27 protein-coding genes and 1 pseudogene are annotated in these 24,650 nt (G+C 71.0%); 17 read left to right on the top strand and 11 right to left on the bottom strand.

What is annotated here, in order from left to right; all coding sequences use genetic code 11:
- Positions 1-3 precede the first annotated feature (3 nt).
- Positions 4-447: a GtrA family protein gene (locus ABEA43_RS05050; RefSeq protein WP_345559159.1), complete on the bottom strand. Its 444-nt coding sequence runs from the start codon at positions 445-447 to the stop codon at positions 4-6.
- A 429-nt stretch (positions 448-876) separates the two neighbouring features.
- On the opposite strand from ABEA43_RS05050, the gene ABEA43_RS05045 reads away from it, so the two are divergent.
- A complete protein-coding gene (locus ABEA43_RS05045) occupies positions 877-1,434 on the top strand; it encodes an RICIN domain-containing protein (RefSeq protein WP_345559157.1) in 558 nt (185 codons plus the stop codon).
- 49 nt (positions 1,435-1,483) lie between these two features.
- On the opposite strand, the gene ABEA43_RS05040 is transcribed toward ABEA43_RS05045, so the two are convergent.
- The 3 genes from ABEA43_RS05040 to ABEA43_RS05030 all read right to left on the bottom strand — a co-directional run bounded on the left by ABEA43_RS05040 (position 1,484) and on the right by ABEA43_RS05030 (position 4,959).
- On the bottom strand, positions 1,484-2,584 hold the full coding sequence (locus tag ABEA43_RS05040) for a 5-methyltetrahydropteroyltriglutamate--homocysteine S-methyltransferase (protein ID WP_345559155.1): 1,101 nt from the start codon (positions 2,582-2,584) through the stop codon (positions 1,484-1,486).
- 48 nt (positions 2,585-2,632) lie between these two features.
- On the bottom strand, positions 2,633-4,057 hold the full coding sequence (locus tag ABEA43_RS05035) for an acyl-CoA synthetase (protein ID WP_345559153.1): 1,425 nt from the start codon (positions 4,055-4,057) through the stop codon (positions 2,633-2,635).
- Positions 4,058-4,152: 95 nt separating this feature from the next.
- The gene (locus ABEA43_RS05030; protein WP_345559152.1) at positions 4,153-4,959 is read right to left on the bottom strand and encodes a PaaX family transcriptional regulator; all 807 of its coding nucleotides are present in this window, start codon (positions 4,957-4,959) and stop codon (positions 4,153-4,155) included.
- Positions 4,960-5,095: 136 nt separating this feature from the next.
- Between ABEA43_RS05030 and ABEA43_RS05025 the strand changes: the two genes are divergently transcribed.
- Genes ABEA43_RS05025 through ABEA43_RS05005 form a run of 5 tightly spaced genes read left to right on the top strand, consistent with a single transcriptional unit; the run spans position 5,096 to position 9,538 of the window.
- On the top strand, positions 5,096-6,292 hold the full coding sequence (locus ABEA43_RS05025) for an ABC transporter substrate-binding protein (protein WP_345559150.1): 1,197 nt from the start codon (positions 5,096-5,098) through the stop codon (positions 6,290-6,292).
- A 3-nt stretch (positions 6,293-6,295) separates the two neighbouring features.
- Complete coding sequence (locus ABEA43_RS05020; RefSeq protein WP_345559148.1) at positions 6,296-7,051, top strand: ABC transporter ATP-binding protein; 756 nt, start codon at positions 6,296-6,298, stop codon at positions 7,049-7,051.
- Positions 7,048-7,707 (top strand): ABC transporter ATP-binding protein, encoded by a 660-nt coding sequence (locus ABEA43_RS05015; RefSeq protein ID WP_345559146.1) that lies wholly within the window; start codon positions 7,048-7,050, stop codon positions 7,705-7,707. The genes ABEA43_RS05020 and ABEA43_RS05015 overlap by 4 nt, the downstream gene beginning before the upstream one ends.
- Positions 7,704-8,564, top strand: a complete 861-nt coding sequence (locus ABEA43_RS05010) for a branched-chain amino acid ABC transporter permease (protein WP_345559144.1) — start codon at positions 7,704-7,706, stop codon at positions 8,562-8,564. Before ABEA43_RS05015 ends, ABEA43_RS05010 begins: the two co-directional genes overlap by 4 nt.
- On the top strand, positions 8,561-9,538 hold the full coding sequence (locus ABEA43_RS05005) for a branched-chain amino acid ABC transporter permease (protein WP_345559142.1): 978 nt from the start codon (positions 8,561-8,563) through the stop codon (positions 9,536-9,538). Before ABEA43_RS05010 ends, ABEA43_RS05005 begins: the two co-directional genes overlap by 4 nt.
- A gap of 55 nt (positions 9,539-9,593) precedes the next feature.
- On the opposite strand, the gene ABEA43_RS05000 is transcribed toward ABEA43_RS05005, so the two are convergent.
- The 4 genes from ABEA43_RS05000 to ABEA43_RS04985 are packed head-to-tail and all read right to left on the bottom strand — an operon-like array spanning position 9,594 to position 12,247.
- Positions 9,594-9,914, bottom strand: coding sequence for a hypothetical protein (locus tag ABEA43_RS05000; RefSeq protein ID WP_345559140.1), 321 nt, complete (start codon positions 9,912-9,914; stop codon positions 9,594-9,596).
- Positions 9,915-9,926: 12 nt separating this feature from the next.
- Positions 9,927-10,181 carry a hypothetical protein gene (locus tag ABEA43_RS04995; RefSeq protein WP_345559139.1) on the bottom strand — a complete coding sequence of 85 codons (255 nt, stop codon included), beginning with the start codon at positions 10,179-10,181 and terminating at the stop codon, positions 9,927-9,929.
- Between the two features lie 13 nt (positions 10,182-10,194).
- Positions 10,195-11,940, bottom strand: a complete 1,746-nt coding sequence (locus ABEA43_RS04990; protein ID WP_345559138.1) for a S8 family serine peptidase — start codon at positions 11,938-11,940, stop codon at positions 10,195-10,197.
- Positions 11,941-11,971: 31 nt separating this feature from the next.
- A complete protein-coding gene (locus ABEA43_RS04985; RefSeq protein WP_345559136.1) occupies positions 11,972-12,247 on the bottom strand; it encodes a hypothetical protein in 276 nt (91 codons plus the stop codon).
- 304 nt (positions 12,248-12,551) lie between these two features.
- Between ABEA43_RS04985 and ABEA43_RS04980 the strand changes: the two genes are divergently transcribed.
- Positions 12,552-15,455: a helix-turn-helix transcriptional regulator gene (locus ABEA43_RS04980; protein ID WP_345559134.1), complete on the top strand. Its 2,904-nt coding sequence runs from the start codon at positions 12,552-12,554 to the stop codon at positions 15,453-15,455.
- A gap of 98 nt (positions 15,456-15,553) precedes the next feature.
- Positions 15,554-16,456, top strand: a complete 903-nt coding sequence (locus tag ABEA43_RS04975; protein ID WP_425570174.1) for an alpha/beta hydrolase family protein — start codon at positions 15,554-15,556, stop codon at positions 16,454-16,456.
- Between the two features lie 112 nt (positions 16,457-16,568).
- Here ABEA43_RS04975 and ABEA43_RS04970 read toward each other — a convergent pair whose 3' ends face one another.
- A complete protein-coding gene (locus tag ABEA43_RS04970) occupies positions 16,569-17,402 on the bottom strand; it encodes a DUF6597 domain-containing transcriptional factor (RefSeq protein WP_345559132.1) in 834 nt (277 codons plus the stop codon).
- On the opposite strand from ABEA43_RS04970, the gene ABEA43_RS04965 reads away from it, so the two are divergent.
- Complete coding sequence (locus tag ABEA43_RS04965; protein ID WP_345559130.1) at positions 17,401-17,952, top strand: TIGR03086 family metal-binding protein; 552 nt, start codon at positions 17,401-17,403, stop codon at positions 17,950-17,952. The two genes, ABEA43_RS04970 and ABEA43_RS04965, sit on opposite strands and share 2 nt — an antisense overlap.
- Before the next feature lie 133 nt (positions 17,953-18,085).
- A complete protein-coding gene (locus tag ABEA43_RS04960; protein ID WP_345559128.1) occupies positions 18,086-18,493 on the top strand; it encodes an STAS domain-containing protein in 408 nt (135 codons plus the stop codon).
- A 68-nt stretch (positions 18,494-18,561) separates the two neighbouring features.
- Here ABEA43_RS04960 and ABEA43_RS04955 read toward each other — a convergent pair whose 3' ends face one another.
- Both ABEA43_RS04955 and ABEA43_RS04950 read right to left on the bottom strand, forming a co-directional pair.
- Positions 18,562-18,744 (bottom strand): hypothetical protein, encoded by a 183-nt coding sequence (locus ABEA43_RS04955; protein ID WP_345559126.1) that lies wholly within the window; start codon positions 18,742-18,744, stop codon positions 18,562-18,564.
- An 85-nt stretch (positions 18,745-18,829) separates the two neighbouring features.
- Positions 18,830-19,792, bottom strand: a complete 963-nt coding sequence (locus ABEA43_RS04950) for a hypothetical protein (RefSeq protein ID WP_345559124.1) — start codon at positions 19,790-19,792, stop codon at positions 18,830-18,832.
- A 301-nt stretch (positions 19,793-20,093) separates the two neighbouring features.
- Here ABEA43_RS04950 and ABEA43_RS04945 point away from each other — a divergent pair, with 301 nt between their 5' ends.
- The 7 genes and pseudogenes from ABEA43_RS04945 to ABEA43_RS04920 all read left to right on the top strand — a co-directional run.
- Entirely contained in the window at positions 20,094-20,858 is a 765-nt protein-coding gene (locus tag ABEA43_RS04945) for an alpha/beta hydrolase family protein (RefSeq protein WP_345559122.1), read from the top strand.
- Between the two features lie 128 nt (positions 20,859-20,986).
- Positions 20,987-21,886, top strand: a complete 900-nt coding sequence (locus ABEA43_RS04940; protein WP_345559120.1) for a CHRD domain-containing protein — start codon at positions 20,987-20,989, stop codon at positions 21,884-21,886.
- A gap of 222 nt (positions 21,887-22,108) precedes the next feature.
- Positions 22,109-22,471 carry a hypothetical protein gene (locus ABEA43_RS04935; RefSeq protein ID WP_345559118.1) on the top strand — a complete coding sequence of 121 codons (363 nt, stop codon included), beginning with the start codon at positions 22,109-22,111 and terminating at the stop codon, positions 22,469-22,471.
- On the top strand, positions 22,464-22,691 hold the full coding sequence (locus ABEA43_RS04930) for a transposase domain-containing protein (protein ID WP_345559116.1): 228 nt from the start codon (positions 22,464-22,466) through the stop codon (positions 22,689-22,691). Before ABEA43_RS04935 ends, ABEA43_RS04930 begins: the two co-directional genes overlap by 8 nt.
- Entirely contained in the window at positions 22,663-22,830 is a 168-nt protein-coding gene (locus ABEA43_RS68110; RefSeq protein WP_425570171.1) for a hypothetical protein, read from the top strand. Before ABEA43_RS04930 ends, ABEA43_RS68110 begins: the two co-directional genes overlap by 29 nt.
- Before the next feature lie 13 nt (positions 22,831-22,843).
- Positions 22,844-23,899: a transposase gene (locus ABEA43_RS04925; protein ID WP_425570170.1), complete on the top strand. Its 1,056-nt coding sequence runs from the start codon at positions 22,844-22,846 to the stop codon at positions 23,897-23,899.
- 304 nt (positions 23,900-24,203) lie between these two features.
- Positions 24,204-24,557: pseudogene (locus tag ABEA43_RS04920) on the top strand (transposase); the annotation flags it as partial.
- Positions 24,558-24,650 lie beyond the last annotated feature (93 nt).

Here is a 24,650-nt window from a genome sequence, read left to right as displayed (position 1 = left end):
TCCTCACCGTCCCCGTACGACGCGGTCGGCGATCATCGGGACGGCCGCGCGGGGCCGCACCCATCGCGAGTCGCGCAGGCGGAAGACCGCCCGGTCACAGATCAGGTAGTTGGCCACGGTCCCGGCCAGCACGCCGAGCGCGGCCGCCGGCAGCGAGTCGATCGCCTGGTAGCTCGCGGTGAAGACGGCCGTGTTGATGCCGAGCGCCAGGACCGCGGTGACGTTGTAGGAGGTCCACCTGCGCCACGGCGCGGCCCTGTCCCATCCTGGCGGCCGGTCCCGCCAGGTCCATCCGGAGCTGAGCAGGAAGTTGAGCTGCGCGGAGAGGAGGAAGCCGGCGGCGTTCGCGATGGGCCAGGGCGCGCCGAGCCTGGCCAGCACGACTGCGCAGGCGTACTGGAAGGAGAAACAGAAGCTGCCAACCGTGACGAATCGCAGAATGCGCAAAATGGTGCAAGTCATATATCGTCCTCGCCGCGATTCCTTACTGGCTTTCGAGCGGCAAGGTCGTATACGCCACGAGATTTCATCGCTGGAGACCTTGCCGCACCGATTATCACCGTTGGTCCGACTCGGCTACCGTTGCGGCCTTCAAAGCCCTGGCAAAGACACCAATAGGCCGCAGCTCCGACAGATCCCCCCAGCTCAGAGCGCCTCTTAGTCTGTTTTATCCTCATAAATAAAGGACATTCGCCGCGCTCTTACCAGCACTTGACGAGAACGCGCGGGCGTGTGCAAACGACAACGCCTATGGCCGCAGTTAGCATGTGATCCGCGACAATGAGCGTTGTTCGCGTTGTGCGGTCGTTCGTCCCGTGCAGAACGGCGTATTCAGCACGCCAGGGGCCGGCCATTCACCACAGAAAAGGATCTGACATGAGGTTCCCCACCACCACTCGCGCCACCACCCGCCTGACGCGGCTGATCACCGGTGGCGCCATCGCGGCGCTCACGCTGGCGGCGCTGCCCCCGACGCCCGCCGGCGCGGCGACGGGCCAGTGGTACGACACCACCGTGGAGATCCAGACGTTCGCCGACAAGTGCTTCGACGTGGCCGGCGTCAGCACGCAGGACGGCGCGCCGATCATCCAGTTCGGCTGCGACGGCAAGTCGCACCAGCGCTTCAGGGTCAGGCGGCTGAGCAACGGCCAGGTGGCGTTCCAGACCTTCTCCGGCAAGTGCCTGGACGTGCAGCACGGGAGCAAGCGCGACGGCGCGCCGATCATCCAGTACCGCTGCCACGGCGGCGCCAACCAGCGCTTCTCCCTCGAAAGCAGCACTCGCGGCCGGGTACAGATCCGCACCTTCACCGGCAACTGCCTGGACGTCAGCAACGGCAGCCTGAACGACGGCGCGGCGATCGTCGCGTTCCCCTGCTGGGGCAACGCCAACCAGCGCTTCTTCCTGGAGAACGTCATGAGCTGGAACTGGTAGCCACGGACCGCCCCAGGCCCTGAGGCCGAGGGCGGTTCGTCACCGGCTCTCAGCCCCAGACCTCCTGGGCCGTCTCGGCGATCAGGCGCAGCTTGGCGAACTGCTGGTCGGCCGTGAGCTCGTTGCCCTCGACCGTGGAGGAGAACCCGCACTGCGGCGACAGGCAGAGCTGGTCCAGGTCGATGAACTTGGCGGCCTCGTCGATCCGCCGCTTGAGCGTGTCCTTCGACTCCAGCTCCCCCCGCTTGGTGGTCACCAGCCCCAGCACGACCATCTTGCCCGGCGGCACGAACCGCAGCGGCTCGAACCCACCCGAGCGCTCGTCGTCGAACTCCAGGAAGAACCCGTCCACCTTCAGCTCACCGAACAGCGCCTCGGCGACGAAGTCGTAGCCGCCGGAAGCGGCCCAGGAGGAGCGGAAGTTGCCCCGGCACATGTGCGTCGTGATCGTCATGCCGGCCGGCTTGGCCGCGATCGCGGCGTTGATCTGCTTGATGTAGCGCAGGTGCATGTGCTCGGCGTCGTCACCGCGGGAGGCCAGCTCGGCCCGCTGGGCGGGGTCGTTCAGGTACGCCAGGCTGGTGTCGTCGAACTGCAGGTACGTGCACCCCAGCGCGCCGATCCTGCGCACCTGCTCGGCGTAGGCCGCGCTCAGGTCGCGCCAGAACTCCTCGACGTCCGGATAGACCTTCGGGTCGATGGCGGCCGGGCCCCCGCGGTAGTGGACCATGCTGGGCGACGGGATCGTCAGCTTGGGCACCGCCGTCGTCACGGTGTCGCGCAGGAACGCGAAGTCGTCGGCGAAGATCGGCTCGGTCAGCCGGATCCGGTCGTGGACCCTCAGCGCGGCCGGGGTGAACTCGATGTCACCGGCCTCGTTGTGGAAGCGGACCGTGATGTGCTCGTCGGCGGCCTGGCCGACGCCGCCGAGCCGGTAGATGAAGTCCATGTGCCAGGAGGCCCGGCGGAACTCGCCGTCGGTCGCGCTCTGCAGGCCGGCCTCCTCCTGCCTGCGTACGACCTCCCTGATGGCCTGGTCCTCGGCCTCCCGCAGCGCCGCACCCGTGCGGTCGGCACGGGCGCTGAGCAGCGCGGGCGGGCGGAGGAGGCTGCCGACGTGGTCCGCTCGGAAAGGGGGCGAGGTGCGCATTACAGATCATCTCCGCTGGTGTTAGAGAGCGAGCTCCAGGCGGGTCGTCTACCCTCCGTAGAGCTTTCTGAGCGGGGCTTTGAGCAGCTTCCCCGCCGCGTTCTTGGGCAGTTCGGGGACGAATTGGAGATATTTCGGGATTTTGAAGCGGGCCAGGCGGCCGTCCAGGTGCTTCAGCAGCTCGTCCGCCTCGGCGCCCACCTCGGGCCGCAGCACGACCAGGGCCTTGCCGACCTCGCCCCACCTGTCGTCGGGCACGCCGATCACCGCGCACTCGGCGACCGCGGGGTGCCCGAACAGGACGCTCTCCACCTCGGCCGGGTAGACGTTCTCGCCACCGGAGATGATCACGTCGTTGAGCCGGTCGGAGATGCGGACGTAGCCGTCCTCGTCGGCGACGCCGATGTCTCCCGAGCGGAACCACCCGTCGGGCGAGAGCACCTTCGCGCTCTCCTCCGGCCGCTGCCAGTAACCGGGCATCACGTTCGGGCCCTGGACGTACACCTCGCCGGGCTCGCCGGGCAGCGCCGGGGCCCCGCCGAAGGCGACCAGGCGGACGTCGGAGAAGAAGCACGGCACGCCCGCCGAGCCCGCCTTGGCGATCGAGTGCTCGGCCCCCAGGAAGAGCGCGCCGGGGGCGGTCTCGGTCATGCCGTACCCCTGGAGGAACGTCAACCCCCGATCCTGATATATCCGGATCAGCGGCTCGGGGACCGGCGCACCCCCGCACAACAGGTGCCGCAAACTGGACAGGTCCGCCCCCGCCCACCGCGGCGACCGCGTCAGGAAGCCGAACATCGACGGCACCCCGAACATGACCGTCACCCGCTCCGCCTCGATCAGCTCGAACGTCCTGTCCACGTCGAACGAGGGCTCCAGGATGACCCGGCCGCCCTTGAGCACGGTCGGGATCAGCGTCTGGGCCAGCGCCGCGATGTGGAACAGCGGCGCGCTGACCAGGGTCACCTCGTCGTGCGCGAGCGGCACGTCCACCAGCAGGTTGAAGGTGTTCCAGATGAGGTTGCCGTGGGTGAGCACGGCCCCCTTCGGATGTCCCGTGGTGCCGGAGGTGTACATGATCAGGCAGGGGTCGTCCTGGCCGACGGGCTCGTCGATCGGCTCGGGGGAGCCCGACGCGATCAGCCCCGCGTAGCCGGCCGCCGTGATGTGCCGGCCCGGCAGCCCCGCACCGTCGCGCTCCTCGCCCAGCACGAGGGCGGAGACCCGGGCGTCGTCGAGGATGTAGCGCAGCTCCGGCGTGGCCAGCCGGGCGTTGAGCGGCACGAACACCGCCCCGAGCAGCCCCGCCGCGAAGAACGTCTCGACCAGCCCCGGCTGGTTGACCCCCAGGTAAGCGACCCGCTCCCCGCGCCCCACACCCAGCGCCGAAGCCAGCCGGTACGTCCGTTCGCGCAGGTCACGGTAGGTCTGGTCGCGGCCCTGGTAGCTCAGCGCCACGCGGTCGGGCGTCATGCGCGCCCGGCGTGCCGGCCATGATCCAATCCCCTGATTCCGCATCGGCACTCCTTGACGCTCAAGCCTCAAGTTAGGCCACTATGCGATGGCTGTCACCGTTCTGCCCAAGTTTCATCGGGAACCGTGTCCAGCAGCCGCGCCGCCATCTCCGCCGCCTCCGGCCTGAACCGCTCGTGCAGCGTGTGGCAGACCCGCTGGGCCTTCTCCGCCGGCCAGTCGTGCGGCAGGTGACGCAGCGGAAGCCGCGGATCGGTCCTGATGATCTGCAGCCACTCGGTGAGCAGCGTGAGCGAGCGGGCCAGGTCGTCGGGCGCTCCCGGCGCCGGGTCGGCCTGGTCCCAGCGGCGCAGGAACGCCCGGTAGCGCTCGCCCAGCCCCGCGAGGTCGTACGCCTCCCCGACCAGGGCCTGCATGTCGGTGGGCGGCCTGGGCTCGGCGGAGAACACCTTCACGCCGCCGCCGAGATCCTCGATCAGGCGGGTCGCGTCCACGTCGCCAGGAGCGATCCACAGCCCGTTCTGCAACGGGCCGAACCCGGCCCAGATCAGCCGCGAGCGCAGCTCGTGCCGCTGCCGCTGCCAGGACTCGGGCAGCGAGAAGCCGACCAGCGTCCATCGGTCGCCGTCCCCGTCGTTGACGACGCCGCTGTGCCAGATCCGCCGCTCGCCGTCCCTGAGCACCTCGGCGCTGGCCGGGGTGAGCCCGAAGTACATGCGGCGGCCCGCGCGCTGGCGGCGCAGCAGGCCGCGGCGGACCATCCGGGTCAGCGTCGAGCGGGTCGCCTCCTCCGAGATCCGCACCCTGGCGAACGCCTCGATGAAGCTGCCCGACGACACGCAGATCCCGCGGCCGTATACGTGGTCACCGAGAAAGGTCAGAATCACCGACTGAGGCCGCATATCACCCTCCCTCGGATATTAGGCACTCTCTTGACAGCCGTAATGTACCTGCCTACATTCAGGGCCACGCGGAGGGTCCTCCGGGGCCGAGCCGTCCCCTGCAGCGAGGCCGTCTCACGCGGTCCAGGAGGTCCTGATGCGCAGGCTTCTTCCGTCCCTGGTCTGTCTCCTGCTCGCCGCCACCGCGTGTGGTGGCAATGACGGCGGCGGCGGCGGAAGCGGCGCGGCCGACCCGATCAAGGTGGGCCTCATCGTCTCCCTGACCGGCAACTACACGCCGCTCGGCAGCGAGGACAAGAAGGCGGTCGAGCTGGCGATCGAGCAGGTCAACGCCCAGGGCGGGCTGCTCGGGCGCAAGGTGGAGCTGGTCTCCCGCGACGACAAGACCGCCCCCGACCAGGGCATCGTGGCCTACAACCAGATCAAGGGCGAGATCGACGCGCTGATCGGCCCGGTGTTCTCCAACTCGGCGCTGGCGATCGAGCCGCTGGCGCAGCGCGACAAGATGCCGTACCTGTCGCTGGCCCCGGCCCAGGAGCAGGTCGAGCCGATCAAGTCGTACGTCTTCGTCACCCCCGCCCTGTCCAGCATGTACGCCGAGCGCTACCTGCAGTACATCCAGGCCGAGGGCATCAAGACGGTCGCGGTGGCCTGGGACTCCAAGAGCGCCTATTCGGTCTCAGGGCACAAGTCCATGGTCGCGCTCGCGTCCAAGTACGGCGTGAAGATCTCCGTGGACGAGCCGTACGAGACCACGACCTCCGACTTCAGCCCCCTGTTCCAGCACGTGCGCGACTCCGACGCCCAGGCCCTGGTGTTCTGGGGCTCGGGCGCGCCAGGAGTGACGGCCGCCAAGCAGTACGTGGCCTCGGGGCTCAAGACGCCGCTGTTCCTGACCGCCTCCCAGGCCAGCAAGCTGTGGCTGGAGCCGATGGGCGCCGCCGCCGAGGGCATGACCGTGCAGAGCGCCATCGGCGTCGTCGGCGACCACCTGCCCGACGGCAAGCAGAAGCAGATCATCGATCAGATGGCCAAGCCGTACCAGCAGAAGCACGGCTACCCGCCACCGCAGTTCGCGCAGGACGGCTACAGCGCGAGCCTGCTGCTGTTCGAGGCGATCAGGAAGGCGAACGGCACCGACAAGACCAAGATCCAGCAGGCTTTGGAGACCATGGACCTGATCACGCCGAACGGCCGCTTCCGCTACTCCGTCACCGACCACTCCGGCCTCTCCCCCGAGTACATCTCGGTCAACACGGTGAAGAACGGCCAGTTCGTCCCCACCGACTGGGCCAAGGAGCAGCTCACCAAGACCGTCACCGCGGCGGGGTAGGGCGTGCTGACGGTCACCGGGGTCGCCCGCTCCTTCGGGGGCGTCTACGCCGTCCGCGACGTCTCACTGGCCGTCGCGGAGGGCGAGGTCTGCGGCGTCATCGGCCCGAACGGGGCCGGCAAGTCCACGCTCTTCAACCTGATCACCGGCCACCTGGCGGCCGACCACGGCCAGATCTCCTTCCTCGGCCACCGCGTGGACCGGCTCGCGCCGCACCGGCGGGCCAGGCTCGGCATGTCCATCGTCTTCCAGGCGGCCAGGGTCTTCCGCGGCATGACCGTCAGGGAGAACGTCATGGTCGGCTCGCACGGGCGCACCAGGGCCGGGTTCGTCTCGGCGGCGCTGCGGCTGCCGCGGCACCGGCGCGACGAGCGCGAGATCGCCCAGGCCGCGGACGCCGCGCTGACCAGGGTGGGGCTGGCCGAGTGGGCCGACAGGCCCGCCGACCTGCTGCCCATCGGCCAGCAGCGGGCGCTCCAGCTCGCCCGCGCCCTGTGCGCCCAGCCCCGGCTGCTGCTGCTCGACGAGCCCGCCTCCGGGCTGCGCGGCAGCGAGCGCGAACGGCTCGCGGCGCTGGTGGAGGAGCTGCGCGCGGACGGGCTGACGATCCTGCTGATCGAGCACGACGTCGCGTTCGTGACCCGCCTGGCCGATCGCGTGGTGGTGCTCGACCTGGGCCAGGTCATCGCCGACGGCTCACCGGCCGAGGTACGGGCCGATCCGCTGGTGCTCGCCGCCTACCTCGGACAGGCCACATGATCGACGTCAAGGACCTGGTGGTCTCGTACGGCACCGCCACCGCGCTCGACCACGTCACCCTCACCGTGCGCCGGGGCGAGATGGTCGCCCTGCTCGGCCCGAACGGCGCGGGCAAGTCGACACTCGCCAACACCCTAGCGGGCCTGCTCAAACCCACCTCGGGCACCGTGGCGGCGGCGGGCCGGCTGGCCCTCATCCCCGAAGGACGCCAGCTCTTCCCCGATCTGTCCGTCGCCGACAACCTGGCCCTGGGCGGCTGGCGCTCGGGCGAGCGGGACCCGTCGTTCGTCTACGACCTGCTGCCCAGGCTGGCCGAACTGGCCGGGCGGCGGGCGGGCGTGCTGTCCGGGGGCGAGCAGCAGATGGTGGCGTTCGGGCGGGCGATGATGTCGCGGCCCGACGCTCTCGTGGTGGACGAGCTGTCACTCGGGCTGGCCCCGAACGTGACCGCCGACCTGGCCGCCCACCTGACGGAGCTCAACCGGGAGCAGGGGCTGACCGTGCTGCTCATCGAACAGAACGCGCGGCTGGCGTTCGACCTGTGCCGGCGGGCGTACGTGCTGGAGTCCGGGCGGCTGGTCACCGAGGGCGACTCCGAGCAGCTGGCCGGCGACCCCCGGGTGGCCAGCGCGTACCTGGGCGGGGCGATCACATGAGCGCCTTCCTGACCTATCTCCTCAACGGCCTGGCGGTCGGCTGCGCGATCGCGCTCATCGCCAGCGGTCTGGTCACCATCTACCGGGTCACCGGCGTGGTGAACTTCGCGCAGGGGACGTTCGCCGTCGCCGCGGGGCTGTGCACGTCCTCGCTGCTCGGGCTCGGGCTGCCGCACGGGCTCAGCGAGGTCGCCGCCGCCCTGGTCGCGGCGCTCGCGGGCCTGCTGACGGGGCTGGCCGCGATCGGCAAGCGGGGCACGACGCCGCTCTCGTCCCTGATCGTCACGCTCGGGGTGGGCGTGCTCGCGTACGCCGTCGAGATCGTGCTGTGGGGCGACCAGCCGCGCTCGGCCCCCGGGCTGGCCGGCTCCGTGACCGTGGCCGGGGCCCGGATCCAGACGCAGCACCTGCTCGTCATCGGCGTGACGGTGGCCGCGTTCCTGCTGCTCGCGCTCTTCTTCGGGCGCACCTATCTCGGCAAGGCGCTGACCGCGTGCGCCTCGAACCCGTACGCCGCCCGCGTCGTCGGCATCGACGTCCGGCTGATGGGACTGCTGGCGTTCGCGCTCGGCGGGCTGCTCGGCGGCATCGCGGGGGTGCTGGTCACGCCGCTGCGGCCGATCTCGTTCGACACCGACGTGACGCTCATCGTGAACGGCTTCGCCGCCGCCGTCTTCGGCGCGCTCACCCGCCCGGTGATCACGCTCGCCGGCGCGCTGCTGCTGGGCGTGGCCGAGACCATGGCCGCGGGCTACGGCTACGGCTCCCACCAGCTGGAGGTGGCGCTGGGCCTCATGCTCCTCGTCATGATCGTCCAGGCGAGCCGCCGCTCGGCCATCTCCCAGGAGGCCACATGATCAGGCTGGTGGCCGGGCTGCTGGTCGCCGCCGTGACGCTCGCGCTGCCCGCGGTGCTGGACGACAGCGCGCTGGCCGTCTACATCCTGCTGGGGCTGGCGGCCATCGTCACCGTCGGGGTCTCGCTGCTCATGGGGTACGCCGGGCAGGTCTCGCTCGGCCAGGGCGCGTTCTACGCCATCGGCGCCTACACCGCCGCGATGCTCGCGCTCAACGGCGTCCCGCCCCTGGTGGGCCTGATCGCGGCGCCGCTGGCGGCGGCCGTCTTCGCGCTGGTGATCGGCACGCCGCTGCTGCGGCTGCGCGGCCACCACCTGGCGTTCGCGACGCTGGCCATGCAGCTCATCCTGCTCTCGCTGGCCGGCCAGCTGGAGATCACCGGCGGGGACATCGGGCTGCAGGCCATCCCGCAGTTCGGCGTCGGCTCGTTCGAGATGGGCACGGCTCCCGCGTACGCGTACATGACCTGGACGGGGCTGGCGCTGGTGATGCTGGTGACGCACAACGTCATCACCTCGCGGCCCGGCCGGGCGCTGCGGGCGCTGGCCACCAGCGAGACCGCCGCCGCCTCCTCGGGGATCCCCGTGGGGCGCTACAAGCTGGTCGTCTTCGCGCTGTCCGCCGCCTTCGCCGGGCTGGCGGGCGGCATCTACTGCTTCTACACCGGGTACGTGGCTCCCGGGTCCTTCCCGGTGCTCATCTCGATCCAGTACATCGTCATGGCCGTCGTCGGCGGGATGGGCACGATCTGGGGCGCGGTCGTCGGCGCGGGCGCGATCACGCTGCTGGTGCAGGGGCTGAACAGCCTGTCGGCGCTGCCGGGGATGCCGACGTACGCGCCGAGCGTGCTGTCGTACGCCGTGTACGCGCTCGTGCTGATCGTGGTCGTGCTGTTCCTGCCGCACGGGCTGCTGCCCGCCGTCGCCGGCCGCCTGTCGAAGACGCGCGGGAGCCCGCCCGTCGAGACGCGCTGACCCTGCCCGCCGCCGGGAGCCGCCCCGGTGGTGCCGGGGCGGCCGCTCTCCATCGCTATCCCCGCGGGGCCGTGCCGCCGTCGATCGTCTGCCGCCCGTCACCGGCCGGCGTCATCGCGGCTCCCGGACGTGCTCCGAGCCGTTCGACCAGATCGGCCGGGGCCGCGCCCGCGTCGTACGGGCCGCCCGTCGGCTCGAGGAGCCCGGTGAAGGCCGGGACCTGACCGGGCGCCGTCGCGGCGCCCGGCTGGGCGGCGCCGGCGCTGAGCGTCTCCATGCCCTCTTGCCAGCCCCCTTGCTGGGCTCCTTGGTGGGCCCCGCCCGCCTGGCCGGGCTGCGGCACGGCGGTGCCGTCGAACTCGAAATGGACGCGCATGGCTGCCCCCTGCTAATTGAGCACCGCGTAACGGGCCTCGACGTTGACGTCCTGCCCGGTGACGTTGCGGATGGTGATCCAGTACGTGATCCGGTCGGCGCTCGCCCGCTCGACCGCGACGTCCCACTCGACCTGCGCCGCGCCGGGCACGGGCGAGGTGGACATCACGTTCCAGTCGACCTGCCAGGCCGCCGGCCAGTTGAAGGTGAACCAGCGGCGGGACTGATTCGCCGGCACGGTCCCGGTGAACTGCACTCCTACTAACATGGGTAGACCTTTCTCACCATCCGAGTACGGCGTAACGACCTTCGATCCCGACCTGGTTCTGCGTGAGGTTCGAGACGCAGATCCAGTAGGTGGCGTAGGTGTCCGAGGCCCGCTCGACGCGGGTGCGCCAGCGGAGCTGCGGCGCGCCCGGCTGCGGCGTCGTCGGGACGACCGTCCACAGCACGTTCCAGTGCGCGGGCCAGTTGAAGGTGAACCAGCAGGCGGTCTGGCCGGGCCCGAGCGCGCCGGTGAACTGGGTGCCGGTCCAGATCGCCGCGGCCTGCAGCACCCTGGGCAGCATCGCGCGCAGGTCGGGACGGTTGCCGATGCGCTGGGCGCGCGGCCGTCCCGGTGCGTCGGTCTGCGCCGAGCCGGAGGCGCGCAGCTCGGCACGGGCACGGGCGGGCGTGAGCGGGATCCGGCCCGCGGCGCGCAGCGCGCCCTGGACGTCGCCGAGCACGCCGGTGACGATCGGGGTGGCGCTGGAGGTGCCGGAGAAGCGGTCGGTGTACCACTCGTTCTCGTTCGGGCCGCCCTGCAGGTCGCCAGGTCCGCTGCCCAGGCCGCCCGTGGTCGTGACCTCCCTGCCCCAGCCCTGGACGTCCACGGCGGAGCCCCAGTTGGAGAAGCCGAGGCGGGAACGGTCCGGGCCGTGGTCGCGGCCGTGGGTGTTGACGGGCGGCGCGCCCGCGCCCACGAGGATCGACCCGGAGTCGCGGCCGGCCCGGTCGAACGGGCTGCGCCACGACTGCGGGAATCCGGCGGGCCGGGTCGAGTAGAGCGCGTCGTCGAGGTCCTCCGCGCCGTTGCCGGCCGCCGAGACGACGACCACGCCGCGCGCGACGGCGTACCTGATGGCCTGGAAGTCGTCTTCCCACCACTCGACGGGGATGAATCCGCGCTGGTCGGCGCGGTTCGCGAAGGCGAACCTCGGTCCCGGCCTGTGCAGCTCGATGATGATCAGGTCGCCGGGGCGCAGCCGGTCGGCCGCGTTCCTGATCGCCGCCGCGCTCCCGATGCCGAAGATGGACACGGCGCTGACCCGGGCGTCCGGGCAGATGCCGGTGATGCCGAGCTGGTTCGCGTCCCCGCTGAACTCACCCACCACGGACGTGCCGTGGTTGCGCCAGCCGAGGTCCGCCGTCGGCGTGCCGCCCACGACGCCGCCCTGGTTGACCAGCAGGTCCTCGTGGCTGAACTGCCAGGCGCCCTCGATGTCGATGATGTTGACGTTCGCGCCCCGGCCGCCTGGAACGGTCCAGGAGTAGCGGGCGTCGACGCCGCCCGGCGCGGGGTCGAGGTAGCCCTGCCGCGTGACGAAGTCGGGGGTCAGCGCGGGCGGCCCCTCCTTGGCCTCCGGCACCATCTCGTCGGTGCGGACCGGGGGGTGCGCGCCCGGCTTGACGTACGCGGCCTCGATGACCTCGGCCGCCATCGCGCGCTCCGCGAGGCTTTCGAGCTGGTCGTCGGGGGCCAGGATCCGGTAGAAGACCGACAGGTCGGGCAGGCCCGGGGTGCCGTCCGCGGCGAGGGAGGCCCGCAGGTGCTCCTCGGAGCCGAACATGGGCACCATCGTGACGTTCGCGGCGCCGGTGACGTCCTGGAGCGGGGTGATGTCCATCCCGCCGGCCGAGGAGATCCCGGAGGCGTCGGTGGTCAGGCGGGCGCTGGCCTTGGCGATGACGACCAGCTCGCGCTCTGTCGGATACGGGGACGGGGTGCTGCTGCTTCGGTCGGTTCGGCGTTTGTTCGGTGGCATGGCATTCCTTCTCGCATGATCCCGCTTGCGCTCATGGCGGCTCGTCCGCCGGTTTGGCGTAGGCAGCGGTCACGCCTTGACAGTCGAGCAGGTCGGAAATCGCCCGTTGCGGGGCCGATGTGCCGGGGAGCTCGATCTCGAAGAACGCGGACAGGGCAGGGTCGGAGGCGCCCGGGTGCAGCGCCCGGATCCGTCCGCCCAGGCCGCGTACACAGGCGAGCAGCTCCGCGCCCGCCTCGGTCCGGTCGTCGAGGGCGGCCGGCCCTCTTCCGAGCCGTTCCGCGTCCACGATCAAGGTAATTCGCATAGCGCCTCTTCCGGCGGCCCGCACGTGCCGGGTTCGGTCAGCGGCATTCCCCTTCCGGTCGTGTTGCGCAAAGCCCCCCGACTGTAATTCCGGCTCACCGGCTGCGCCCCGGGCGGTGACTCCGGGATATCCCTAGGCGCGCCCGGCCCTGCGCGGCCCCGGCGACCAGGGACGTCCCTTGCCGGGCCGCCGGAACCATGAGGGGACGTCAGCGGGCCGGGATGGCGCGTCAGCATCGGGGACCTCAGCGTCACCTTCAGAACGTCCCTTTCAGTCCTGACATCCGCGCGTAACACTGGACGACGTGTCCCCTGTCACGTCACCGAACGACGTGCCTCCCGTCACGCGCTCCCCCGTGCTGCGCGGGCGCGCCCAGGAGGAGGCCGCACTGGTGCGGCTGCTCGACGACGCCCGCGCCGGCTCCGGCGGGTCGCTGCTGCTGTCGGGCGCGCCGGGCGTGGGCAAGACGGCGCTGCTCGACCTCGCCGCGGCCCTGGCCGGCCCCGGTTTCCGGGTGCTGCGGGTCGCGGGCGTGGAGCCCGAGTCGCGGGTCCCGTACGCGGGGCTGCACGGCCTGCTGCGGCCGGTCGCCGCGGCCGCCGCGGCGCTGCCGGAAGCGCAGGCACGGGCGTTGACGCTGGCGCTGGAGTCCGGCTCGGGCGGCGGTGGGCTCGCGCTGCCCGCCGCCGTGCTCGGCCTGCTGGCGGCGGTGGCCGCCGACCGGCCGGTGCTGGCCTGCGTGGACGACGTGGACCGGCTCGATCAGGAGAGCAGGGACGCGCTGGCGTTCGCGGCCAGGCGGGCGCCGGGCGAGCCGGTCGTGCTGCTGTTCGCGGCGCGCGACGGGGGGCCGGACGGCGTCCCGGCCTGTGTGCTGGGCGGGCTGGACGAGGTCGCGGTCAGGGAGCTGGCCGGCGATCTGTCCGCCGTACGGCTGCCCGAGGACCTGCTGGCGGCGCTCGACCAGATCGCCAGGGGCAACCCGCAGGCGCTGGGCGAGCTCATCGGCGCGCTCACCACCGACCAGCTCGCCGGCCTGGCCGCCCCGCCCGCGACGCTACCCAGGGCCGGGCGGCTGTGGCGCGAGCACGCGGCCAGGCTCGCCGCCCTGCCCGAGGAGGCGCGGCGGCTGGTGCTGCTGATCGCCGCCGACCCAGGACTGGACGCGGCCACCCTGATCGAGGCCGCCCGCCCCGCGTGCGCGCTCGCCACGCTGGAGCCGGCCGAGCGCTCCGGCATCCTGCACTCCGGCGGCGACCGCTACGACTTCCGCGAGCCGGCCATGCGCGCGGTCGCGTACTACGACGCCTCGCTCTCCGAACGCCGCCGCGCCCACCGCCACCTCGCCCTCCTCCTGAACGAGCCAGCGAACAGGGAGGACGTGGCATCGGACGAGGGGCGCGGGGATTCCGGGCGGCTGCGGCGGGCGTGGCATCGGGCCTGGGCGCTCGACGGGCCGCCGGAGCGGCTGGCCGACGAGCTGGCCGCGGCGGCGATCGAGGCCAGGCCGCTCGGCGGCCGGCCGGAGCCGTACCTGGCCCTGGAACGCGCGGCGGAGCTGACCAGGCACGACCGGGTCAAGGCGGAGCGGCTGGCCGCCGCCGCCAGGCACGCGTGGATCGCGGGCCGCCCCCAGGTCGCCCGCTCACTCCTGGCCGGCCTGCGCACGCTCACCGCCCCCGACCTCACCGCTCTTCCCGGCCTCGCAGCTTCCGGCCTCACGGCTCCCGGCCGCACAGCTGCTGACCTCGCAGCTCCTGGCCTCACCGCCCCCGACCTCACGGCCCTGGACGAGCTGCGCGGCCACGTGCAGCTCCTGCACGGCAGCCTCGAGCTCCTCGGCGGCGAGACGGGCAGCGCCCGCGAGGAGCTGTTGTCGGCGGCGGCCAGCCTGATCGGCAGCCACCGGATGCTCGGCGTGCGAGCGCTGGTCAGGGCCGCCGACGCCAGCTACCGGGCGGGCGACAACCGGGCGTTCATCGCCATCGCCCGCCAGGCCGCCGCCCTGCGCCGCCCGGACGAGGCGGTGCCGGCCCAGCTCATGTTCGAGTATTTGGACGGCATGGCCTCCACCTTCAGCGGCCTGCACCAGGAGGCGGCCGGTCCGCTGCGGCGGGTGGTCGAGCTGGCCGGTTCGGTCCGCGATCCCGCCGTACTCGTGTGGGCGTGCGTGGCCAGCATGCTGCTCGGCGAGGACGCCACGGCGCACCGCCTGTCGGCCCGCGCCGTCGCGGCCGCCCGCGTACGCGGCGCCGCCTCCGCCATGCCGCAGCTGCTGGAGTACACGATCTACCCGGAGATCTGGATGGGCCGCTACGCCTCGGTCGCGACGACCGCGGCGGAAGGGCTGCGCCTGGCCCAGGAGACCGGCCAGCTCAACACGGCCGCCCAGCACCTCGCCTGGCTGGCGATCACCGCCGCCGTGGAGGGCGACCAGGAGACCTGCCGGGTGCGCGCCGACGCCGCCACCGACCTGGCCGACGCCCACGACCTGGGCATCGCGGGCGCCATCGGCAACTGGGCGCTGGCCTACCTCGACCTGGCCGCGGGCCGCCCCGCCGACGCCGCCAACCGGCTGCGCGCCGAGCGGCGCAACAGCAGCCACGTCGTCATCCGGGTGATGGCCACCCCGCACTTCATCGAGGCGTGCGCGCGTACCGGCGACCATGAGCAGGCCGCGGCGGCGCTGCGGGTGCTCGAACGCTGGGTGGGCAGCACGCGCAGCCCCGACCTGCGCGCGCTGGTCGCCCGCTGCCGCGCGCTCCTGGCCGCGCCCGGCGAGGCGGAGGAGCGCTTCCGCGAGGCGATCGAGCTGCACGGGCAGGGGGTGTGCGAGTTCGAGGCGGCGCGTACGCAGCTCCTCTACGGCAGCGCGCTGCGCCGCGAACGCCGCCCCGGCGCGGCCCGGACGCACCTGCACACGGCGCTGGAGACGTTCGAGCGGTACGGCGCCCGCCTGTGGACCGAGCAGGCCAGGACCGAGCTGCGGGCCTCCGGCGAACCGGTGCGCGCCACCGGGACCCCGGCCACGCAGCAGCTCACGGCGCAGCAGCTGCAGATCGCCCGCATGGTCGCCGAGGGCGCGACCAACAAGGAGGTCGCCGAGCAGCTCTTCCTGAGCAGGCGCACCATCGAGCATCACCTCAGGAACATCTTCAGCCGCCTCGGCATCCGCTCCCGTGTCGAACTGGTAAGGCTCATGTCCTGAACGAGAGACCGGTGATTTCACCGATGCACGACTGACTGCGCATCCGAACAATGGCGACAGACCGCAGTCACCCCCCAACGAGCAGGGAGTATGACGACGTGCAGCTCTCCACCCCCCAGCGCGGCGCGCGAACGTTGACCAAGCTCGCCCCAAAGCTCGCCCTCACCCTCACCTTAATCGGCGGCGCCCTCGCCATCGCTTCCCCCGCCCAGGCGGCCGGCCCGTACGAGCGCGGCCCCGCACCCACCAACGCCGCACTCGAAGCCAGCCGCGGCCCGTTCGCCACCACGCAGCAGACCGTCTCCTCGCTGAGCGTCAGCGGCTTCGGCGGCGGAGTGATCTACTACCCGACCGACACCAGCCAGGGCACCTTCGGCGCGATCGCCATCTCCCCCGGCTACACCGCCAGATGGTCCAGCCTCTCGTGGCTCGGCCCGAGGATCGCCTCGCACGGCTTCGTCGTGATCGGCATCGAGACGAACTCCGTCTACGATCAGCCCGCCAGCCGGGGCCGCCAGCTCCTCGCGGCGCTCGACTACCTCGTGGAGGACAGCGCGACCGCCGTACGCAGCCGGATCGACGCCTCCAGGCTGTCGGTGGCCGGGCACTCGATGGGCGGCGGCGGCACCCTCGAAGCGGCGAACGATCGTCCCTCGCTGCAGGCGGCCGTACCACTCGCGCCCTGGAACCTCACCAAGAGCTGGTCGGGCATCCGTGTCCCCACCATGATCATCGGTGGAGAGAGCGACACCGTCGCCCCGGTGTCCTCGCACTCCGAGCCGTTCTACACCAGCATCCCGTCGTCGGCGGAGAAGGCGTACCTGGAGCTCAACGGCGCCAGCCACTTCTTCCCGCAGACCACCAACACCACGATGGCCAAGTCGATGGTGGCCTGGCTCAAGCGGTTCGTCGATGACGACACCCGCTACGAGCAGTTCCTCTGCCCGCCGCCCAGCGGCTCCGCGATCGAGGAGTACCGGAACACCTGCCCTAGCGCCTGACCCCTGAGACCCCGGTGGCGGCCGTCCTGGAGGCGGTCGCCACCGGCATGCCCGGAGCCCTGCGCTCAGGTCTGGGCGGCGCTGCCGGGGCCGCACGGGCCGCCGCCTGCGCTCAGGTCTGGGCGGCGCTGCTGAGCCGGGCGTAGGCGCCGGGTGGCATGCCGACCGCGGCGGTGAAGTCGCGGGTCAGGTGGGCCTGGTCGGTGTAGCCGAGCTCGGCGGCGAGCGTGGCGAGGTCGAGACCGTCGTAGACCCGCTCCGCGGCCTCGTGCAGCCGGAAGCGGCGGATCACCCACTTGGGGCCGATGCCGACATAGTCCCGGAACAGCCGCTGGAGCGAGCGCACCGACCGCCCCGATCTGGCGGCCAGCTCGTCGACCCTGGTCACCGACACGTCGTCCTCCGCCATCGCCACCAGCGCCGCGGCCTCTTCCGCCAGCGGGTCCCGTTCAGGCCCCAGCTCCAGCAGGAACGCCTCGATGAGCCCGACGGCGGCCCCGGCGTCGGGCTCGGCCAGAACCTGCTCCACCAGGGTCGCGCCCGCTGCGCCGTACATCTCGCCGATCTCCGCGAAGCACCCGGTCAGCGTGGACACCGGGCCGCCGAGGAACGGCCGGAAGCCGCCGGGGCGGAACCGCGTGCCGAGCACGCGTCCGCCGCCCCGCATCGTGTACGAGAACCCGCCCTTGATCACTCCCGCGATCCGGTGGAAGTCGTGGGTGATCGTCATGTTCACGGTGGGGTGGGAGACGATGCGCTGGACGTACGGCTCGGGGAGGTCGGTCCACGTGACGACCCAGAAGTGGCCCACATACGCCGAAATTTCAGGCGATGGCGCGTGCCGGGCGTAATCAAAGGCCTCAAGCCCCGCGTACGGATCCACCCAGCCGCGCTGTCGCGTTTCTACAAGCCGCGCCTCCGGACGGCGGGACACGATGGCTGTCATGGAAGACATGATGCCGCTGATGACGCATGCCACCGAACGGACCGCCGGATTGGTGCGCGCGGTCCGGCAGGAGCAGCTCGGGCTCCCGACGCCCTGCGCGAAGTTCGACGTCAAGGACCTGCTCAACCACCTTGAGTGGGTGGCGGAGATGTTCGAGTCGCTGGCCCGCAAGGGGCCGAGGACCGAGCAGGGAGCTTACGCGGGCGACTTCCCGGAGCGGGCGGAGCGCATGCTTGCCGCCTGGTCAAGGCCCGAGGCCTGGGAGGGCACCAGCCCCGCCATGGGCCTGCCGATGCCCGCGCTGGCCCACATGTACCTCGTCGACATGGTGGTGCACGGCTGGGACCTGGCCAGGGCCACCGGCCAGGAGTACGAGCCGGACCCCGAGGCCGTCTCGCGGGCGCTGCACTTCACCGGCCAGATGGTGGAGATGGGCCGGCAGCGCGGCGCCTTCGGACCACCGGTGCCCGTGCCGGCGGATGCCCCGCCGTTCGACCGCCTGCTCGGCATCATCGGCCGCGACCCGTCTTGGACCTGCCGGCCTGGATGACCCGGATCGGCCTCTTGAGGGCAGAATGTTCCTACTGACGTCGGTGCGGTGTGGTTTGCTCTATTTGAGGCGTCCTCATCCGGATCCCGCGGCGAGGCCGCCTCCTTGCACAGGCTGCTTCGTCGGAGGTTCGATGTCGTCGCTACGAATGCGCCACCAGCACCACACCGGCGCGACCGTGATCATCCTGGTCGGGGAGATCGACCTGGCCAGCGCTCCAGAGCTGGACGCCTACATCGGCGAGGTCCGCCAGACGGACGCGGACCAGCTGGTGTTCGACATGGCCGGGGTGACCTTCCTCGACAGCAGCGGCCTGCGCGTGCTGCTGGACGCCCACACCTTCGCGCTCCAGCACGGCGGCGCCATCCACCTGACCGCGCTCAAAGGCCCTCCCGCTCGCGTCATCGAGGTCACCGACGCGGGCCGGCACATCCGGCTGCACACCAGCACCGACATCGCCCTGGCCGCCGTCTTCGCCGCCCCCGAGCTCCCCGCGCCCATCGCCGACGCCTCCGGGATGCACCCGCTCACGCCAGGCTGACGTGCCCACTGCCCCGGCCGCCGGTCTGGCAGGCTTCCAGAACACGGCAGCCGGGAACAGCCGGGGCGTCAGAGGCCCACGCTCACCGTGACGGTGGCGTCGTTCGGCACCTTGACCAGGAGTTTGGGCACGTTCTTGACGAAGTCCCCGGTGGAGACGACGGTCAGCGACGTGCCGCTCTTCCGCTCGCACCGCAGGCCGGTCCGGTCGGCGGCGCCGTTACCCGGGATGGCGTTGCCGGTGACCACCACGTTCCCGGCGCAAGATCATTACGAAGGTGAGTCCGGCGACGCGAAGCGGACCCGCGTCCCCGCCTGCCACTGACCGCCACGACGATCACCGCCTGCCGCTGACCGCCACCACGATCGCCGCGGCCAGTGACACCGCGGCGACGAGCCCGCCGGCGGCCAGCAGGGTCGTGCCGTCGGGGTGGACGACGGCCTGCCCGCGCTGGGCCTGCCAGAGCAGCAGCCCGGTGACTCCCGCGTAGCCGAACGCGGCGACGATCACCAGCAAGGTCCTGGTCCTGGCGACGGCCACGAACCGCCGCAGCACGGCCGCGATCAGCGGCAGCACCTGCAGGGCGTGCAGGCCGACGAAATGCGCGACCCGCAGATCGCCCGCGCCGGTGGACCATCCGGTCACGGGCATCCCGCCGCCGCCGTCGGAGGCGCCGACGGTGTGCGCGCCGATCGTGGCCAGCTCCATCCCGCCGGCCAGCGCCTGCGCCTGCTCAGGCGTCGGCGCGGTCATCAGGTAGCCGACCGACATGCCCGCAAGCGAGACGACGATACCCAGCGGGATCGCCCACGCCATCGCCCGGTCCACCCGGCGCTGCAGCACCAGGAACACCCCCAGCACGAGCGTCAGCAGCCAGCCCAGATAGGCGGCTCCGCCCATGACCATGAACACCGTCTCGTCCAGCGCGGTGGCGAAGTTGAAGTGGCTGCGCACACCTCGTACCGCCTGGAAGGTGATGGCGGAGATCTCGGGGAGGACGAAGCCGGCGACGGTGACGGTCCCCAGCCACCACAGCGTCCGCCGCCACCGCCGCACGTTGCCGATCATCCAGGCCAGCGTGATGGCGTACAGCCCGAAGGAGGCGGCGAACTTGAACGGCTTGAGCCACACTCCCTCGCCCATCACCGTCCGCTCGTCGACCACCAGCCCGATCGCGCTGACCGCGGCGAGCACGCCCATCGCCGCGGCGCACGCGGTGAGCGGACCGTGCCAAGCCGGCCGCCGTTCCTGACGCGCCTGCCGTCCCTGACGTTCGTGACGCTGGAGCAACTCCACCATGATCTCTCCTCCTGATCGGCCTGAGACCAGCCTGCTGGGCGGGGCGCGAGCCAACCAGAGACGCGATCACCGGCCCGGCATGACCTCGTCATGAACCAGACAATCAACGCATTCAAGAAAAGGAGTTGGGCGGGCTGAGCTGCAGTTGATAGCGTGCGGGAGACCGTGACATCGCATCAGGAGGTGAGACCCATGAACGCTGTATCGAGATGGGTGCTCCCTCTCCTCCGCACGGTCGGCGATTGACGTAGGTGTCGCCGGGAGCGCCTCGACAACCAGGCGATCCCGAAAGGCAACACCTATGCATTCTGTGCACTTCACGGCTGAGACCTCGGCGAACGGCGTCCTCGAACGCGACTTCACCGTCGGCGAGGTGACCGGCGTCCTCTGGTCACCCGAGTCCGGCGCCGATCGCGCACCCCTGGTCCTGATGGGCCACGGCGGCGGCCAGGACAAAAGGGCGCCGGGAATGGCGGGCCGTGCCCGCCTCTTCGTGACCACCTGCGGCTTCAACGTCGCCGCCATCGACGCCCCCGGGCACGGCGGCCGGCCGCGTACGCCGACCGACGAGCGGGAGATCGCCGCGCTACGGCAGGCCATGGCGGCGGGCGAGCCGGTCGGCCCGATCATCACCCGGTACAACGCCGATCTGGCCGAACGTGCCGTGCCGGAGTGGCGGGCGACACTGGACGCCCTCCAGGAGCTGCCGGAGATCGGCGCCGACGGACCGGTCGGCTATTTCGGCGTGAACATGGCCTGCGCGATCGGGGTGCCGTTGACGGCGGCCGAGCCCAGGATCGCCGCCGCGGTCCTCGGCGTCTTCTGGTCCGAGTCACTGATCGAGGCGGCGCGGCAGATCACCGTGCCGGTCGAGTTCACGATGCAGTGGGACGACGAGCACGTCCCGCGCGAGTCAGGTCTCGCGTTGTTCGACGCCTTCGCCTCGAAGGAGAAGACGCTGCACGCCAACACGGGCAAGCACATGGAGCTGCCCAGGTTCGAGGCCGACAGCGCGGCCCGGTTCTTCACCCGGCATCTCGGCCGGACCGTGACCTCATCGACGTGACGTGACGGGTGCCGGCGTCCGGTCCCGGCCGGGCGCCGGCACCCCCGGTTCTTCCGGCGGTTGAACCTCCCAGTTGAACCTCACAGCGGCAACAGCCGTACCACGCCGAGAGAACCGAAAGGGAGTCCATGAACCTCCGCACCCTCATCGCCCCCGGCCTGTCCGCGGCCGCCGCGCTGATCGCCACCTCGCTCGTTCCGCTCTCCGCGCACGCCACCACCCCCATCTACCTGGCCGCATCCCTCAAGGGCGCGAACGAAGTGCCCGCCCAGGGCATGAAGGTAGGTGATCCCGACGGCAGCGCGCTCGCCGTGTTCCGCATCCACGGCCACCGGGTCGACTACGCCGTCCGCTGGCAGAACGTGGACGCGCCCAGCGGGTTCCACATCCATCGGGGCCAGGCGGGCGAGAACGGCGACGTCAGGGTCCCGTTCTTCGGCGAGGCGCTGCCCGCCACGCTGCACGCCGTCAAGGGCACGGTCGAGGTCAAGGACCTCAACCTGTTAGGGCGTATCGTCAACAACCCCGGCAACTGGTACGCCAACCTGCACAACGCCGGCTTCGGCGGCGGCGCCGTACGAGCTCAGCTGCACCGGGTCCGCCCGGTGGACCTGGAGTCGATCCTGGCGCACGGGTTCGGCAAGACCCTCACCACCCGAGCCGACGGGCACCAGGAAATCCCGGCGCCCGGCACGAAGGTCGGCGACCACAACGGCCGCGCCGGGTGGCTGGTGCAGCCTGAGGGCACCCGCGTCTGGTTCGCCACCGCCTGGAACCGGATCGGGGCACCGGTCGGCGCACACATCCACCGCGCCCCGAAGGGGAAGAACGGGCCCGTCGTCGTGCCCTTCTTCGCCGCCGAGAAGGGCCTCCCCGCCGGCGTCAACGGCGTCGCAGGGAGCACGACCACCTCCGCCGCGGTGGCCGGCCGCATCTGGAACAACCCGAAGAACTGGTACGTGAACCTGCACACCGTCGCATTCCCCGGCGGCGCGGTACGCGGCCAGCTCTACCGAGGCGACTGGTAAAACGGCCACGAACCAGGCGGAAGCAGGCCTTACTTCGCCAGGTGTCCGCTGATCACCAAGTGGCCGAGTTGAGGTCGCCGTTGGTGGCCAGTTTAAGTCCCCACGCCCTCGTGTGTTTGTCCGTATGTCGTGGAGCGGGGTGTGCCCTGAACGGTGATCGTGACGGTGTCAAGCCAGCCACGGATCACCGCTCGGGGGGCTGCCGGGCCTTGAAATCTTCGGATGCGCGACACCACGCACAAGATCGTCGAACGCATCATCGAGCGGGCGCTGACTGGGGACAAGACGTCACCCCGCAAGCAATGCAATTACAACTACGACGCGGTAGCCCAGATGGTTCCCGACAAGGTGGAGCTGGCCCAAGGCCAGGTAGTTAACGTTTCTGTAGCGCCGTCAAGCGCGCCAGTTCTCAGGACGTGGGAGCGGAGATCCAGTAGAACGGTGATCTTCCACAACCAGCCGTGGAAGAACTGGATCTCCGTTGACCGTCAAGCATGCCAGCTCTGCTGTTTCCCGCGCCACCGGCGCGGACTCTTCGCCCCGCTGGGCGGCCGGGCGAATGTTCGCGCCCGGACATTTGGGTGAGCTGACCGCGCTCGTGTCGTCCGAGCTCGTCGATGCGGTCCTGGAGGAGACCCGCGGGGTGCAGCGTCGCCTGCGCGCTCTGCCCTCGCGGGTCGGGGTCTACTTCCTGCTGGCGATGTGTCTGTTCCCCGAGGTCGGCTACCTGCTGGGTTTGGCAGAAGCTGACGGCCTCGCTGACCGCCCTGCCGGTCGTGACGCCCACCGCCAAAGCCCTGCGTGACCTGCGCCGCAGAGTCGGTGGCGCGCCGATGCGGCGCCTGTTCGAGGTGCTGAGCGGACCGCTGGCGCAGCCCACCACGCCCGGAGCACCGGTTCGGGGCTTACCGCACAGTCTCCCTCGACGGCTGCAGCTCCCTTAAGGCTCCCGACACCGTGCGTAACCGGGCCTGGCTGGGCAGCCCCAGCCACGGCGGCTACCCCCAGCTGGAACTGATGACACTCGTCGAGACCGGAACCCGAGCCCTGATCGGCGCGGTCTTCGGCCCCACCAGCGAAGGCGAGAGCGGCTATGCCCGGCGCCTGCTGCACCTGCTGACGCCCGACATGCTCGTGTTACGGGACAAAAGCTTCGACGGCAACGCCTTCCTCGCCCAAGTCAGCGCCACCGGCGCCCAGGTGCTCGGCCGGCTGCGTAGCAACCGGCGCACCCCCATTCTGGCCACCCTCACCGACTGCTCCTATGTCTCGATGATCGGTAGCCTGCAGATCCGCATCATCGAGGCCCGCGTGACAGTGACCTGCACCGACGGCACCACCTTCGCCGGCACGTATCGCCTGGCCACCACGTTGACCAATGCCCGCCGCTATCCGGCCGCCGCCCTGGTGGACCTCTACCATCAGCGGTGGGAACACGAATCGGCCTACTACGCGCTCCGCCACACGATCATGCAGGGGCGGATCCTGCACTCCGGCGACCCCGCCGGCCTGCAGCAGGAAATGTGGTCGGTGCTGACGCTCTATCAACTTCTGCGCACCGTGATGGTCGACGCCGCCGAGTCCCAGCCCGGCACCGACCCCGACCGCTGCGGCTTCTCCATCGCCCTGCACGCCGCCCGCAACCTGGTGATTCGCCCTGGCGACAACCCCGGCACCGCCACCGGCCTGGTCGGGTCCATCGGACGCCGTGTCCTGGCCGGGCTGCTGCCACCCCGCCGCCCGCGCGTCAGCACCCGCAAAGTGAAGTCGCCCATCTCCCGCTACCACGAACGACTCGACGACGGCAGACCCGACCGCAGCCGCGCCATCACCGACCTCGACATCACCCTCCTGACACTCCCACCCCACTACCTGCCGCCTCCCGCGACGAAGGGCCCATCGCCGCGGCCGACCGCCGCAGACAACAACAGGTCCTGGCCCTCCACCACCAAGACCCCAACCGCTCTTGGAGGGCCTGTGACATCGCCCGTCACCTCGGCGATGTCACTCTGAACACCATGTATCGGCAGCTGTCACGCTGGGCCCTTGGCCAGCTCATCTGTAAAATCGGGCCAGGCATCTACACCGCCGGGCCGATCCCCCTGGCGCTCCTGCCAGCAGCCCAGAAACCTTCACTACCTGGCCTTGGGTGAACCCCCAGCCGCCATTTGCTGTGCGAGCTGCGATGACACGGTGCCGGGTCGATGTGGTCTGCTGACGGGTTTCCCGTACAACGAGAGCAGCCGCTCGTGATCATGTCTGTGTGACGAGAACAAGATCCAAAGCGGCTGCTGCCCTCATCGTAGAGGCCCAGCGTGTGCAACGGAACTTCGATGACCTCATGACCGCGCTGGCCCGGATGTTCCCACGGATCGAGCCGCGGCTTCAGGCCGCCAAGTACGTCCGAGCCGTCATGTCCGAACTGCCCCGGCGCAACGGCTGGACGATCGCCGAATGGATCGGCGACCGCCGCCCGGACGCCACCCAGCACCTGCTCAACCGCGCCCGATGGGACACCGCGGGCGCGATGAGCACCGTGCGCCGCTTCGCCGTCACCCGCCTCGATGCCGCCGCCCGGCCAGGCAGCCTGACCGTGGGCGTGCTGGATGAGTCCGGCCAGGAGAAGAAGGGCACGGCCACCGTGGGCGTCAAACGTCAGCACATCGGGTGCCACCTGAATACGGCGGAAACGGGCCGCTGGCTTGATCACCGGTCGTTAAGATCTGAGGGTTCGCGCTGATTGGTGACGGTTTCCGGGGGTTCG

The organism is Nonomuraea rosea (assembly GCF_039539705.1).
GTDB classification, from domain to species: Bacteria; Actinomycetota; Actinomycetes; order Streptosporangiales; family Streptosporangiaceae; genus Nonomuraea; species Nonomuraea rosea.
The sequence above is the reverse complement of the archived record's forward strand: the minus strand, read 5'-3'. Positions and strand labels throughout refer to the sequence as shown.

Coding starts and splice junctions, on each gene's coding strand:
- ABEA43_RS05030 (WP_345559152.1), bottom strand. CDS start 4,959: ATGCGGCCTCAGTCGGTGATTCTGACCTTTCTCGGTGACCACGTATAC.
- ABEA43_RS04950 (WP_345559124.1), bottom strand. CDS start 19,792: ATGGTGGAGTTGCTCCAGCGTCACGAACGTCAGGGACGGCAGGCGCGT.
- ABEA43_RS04960 (WP_345559128.1), top strand. CDS start 18,086: ATGTCGTCGCTACGAATGCGCCACCAGCACCACACCGGCGCGACCGTG.
- ABEA43_RS05035 (WP_345559153.1), bottom strand. CDS start 4,057: ATGACGCCCGACCGCGTGGCGCTGAGCTACCAGGGCCGCGACCAGACC.
- ABEA43_RS05000 (WP_345559140.1), bottom strand. CDS start 9,914: ATGCGCGTCCATTTCGAGTTCGACGGCACCGCCGTGCCGCAGCCCGGC.
- ABEA43_RS04940 (WP_345559120.1), top strand. CDS start 20,987: ATGAACCTCCGCACCCTCATCGCCCCCGGCCTGTCCGCGGCCGCCGCG.
- ABEA43_RS04945 (WP_345559122.1), top strand. CDS start 20,094: ATGCATTCTGTGCACTTCACGGCTGAGACCTCGGCGAACGGCGTCCTC.
- ABEA43_RS04970 (WP_345559132.1), bottom strand. CDS start 17,402: ATGACAGCCATCGTGTCCCGCCGTCCGGAGGCGCGGCTTGTAGAAACG.
- ABEA43_RS04965 (WP_345559130.1), top strand. CDS start 17,401: ATGGAAGACATGATGCCGCTGATGACGCATGCCACCGAACGGACCGCC.
- ABEA43_RS05015 (WP_345559146.1), top strand. CDS start 7,048: ATGATCGACGTCAAGGACCTGGTGGTCTCGTACGGCACCGCCACCGCG.
- ABEA43_RS05010 (WP_345559144.1), top strand. CDS start 7,704: ATGAGCGCCTTCCTGACCTATCTCCTCAACGGCCTGGCGGTCGGCTGC.
- ABEA43_RS05025 (WP_345559150.1), top strand. CDS start 5,096: ATGCGCAGGCTTCTTCCGTCCCTGGTCTGTCTCCTGCTCGCCGCCACC.
- ABEA43_RS04990 (WP_345559138.1), bottom strand. CDS start 11,940: ATGCCACCGAACAAACGCCGAACCGACCGAAGCAGCAGCACCCCGTCC.
- ABEA43_RS04985 (WP_345559136.1), bottom strand. CDS start 12,247: ATGCGAATTACCTTGATCGTGGACGCGGAACGGCTCGGAAGAGGGCCG.
- ABEA43_RS05005 (WP_345559142.1), top strand. CDS start 8,561: ATGATCAGGCTGGTGGCCGGGCTGCTGGTCGCCGCCGTGACGCTCGCG.
- ABEA43_RS04995 (WP_345559139.1), bottom strand. CDS start 10,181: ATGTTAGTAGGAGTGCAGTTCACCGGGACCGTGCCGGCGAATCAGTCC.
- ABEA43_RS05040 (WP_345559155.1), bottom strand. CDS start 2,584: ATGCGCACCTCGCCCCCTTTCCGAGCGGACCACGTCGGCAGCCTCCTC.
- ABEA43_RS04935 (WP_345559118.1), top strand. CDS start 22,109: ATGCGCGACACCACGCACAAGATCGTCGAACGCATCATCGAGCGGGCG.
- ABEA43_RS05045 (WP_345559157.1), top strand. CDS start 877: ATGAGGTTCCCCACCACCACTCGCGCCACCACCCGCCTGACGCGGCTG.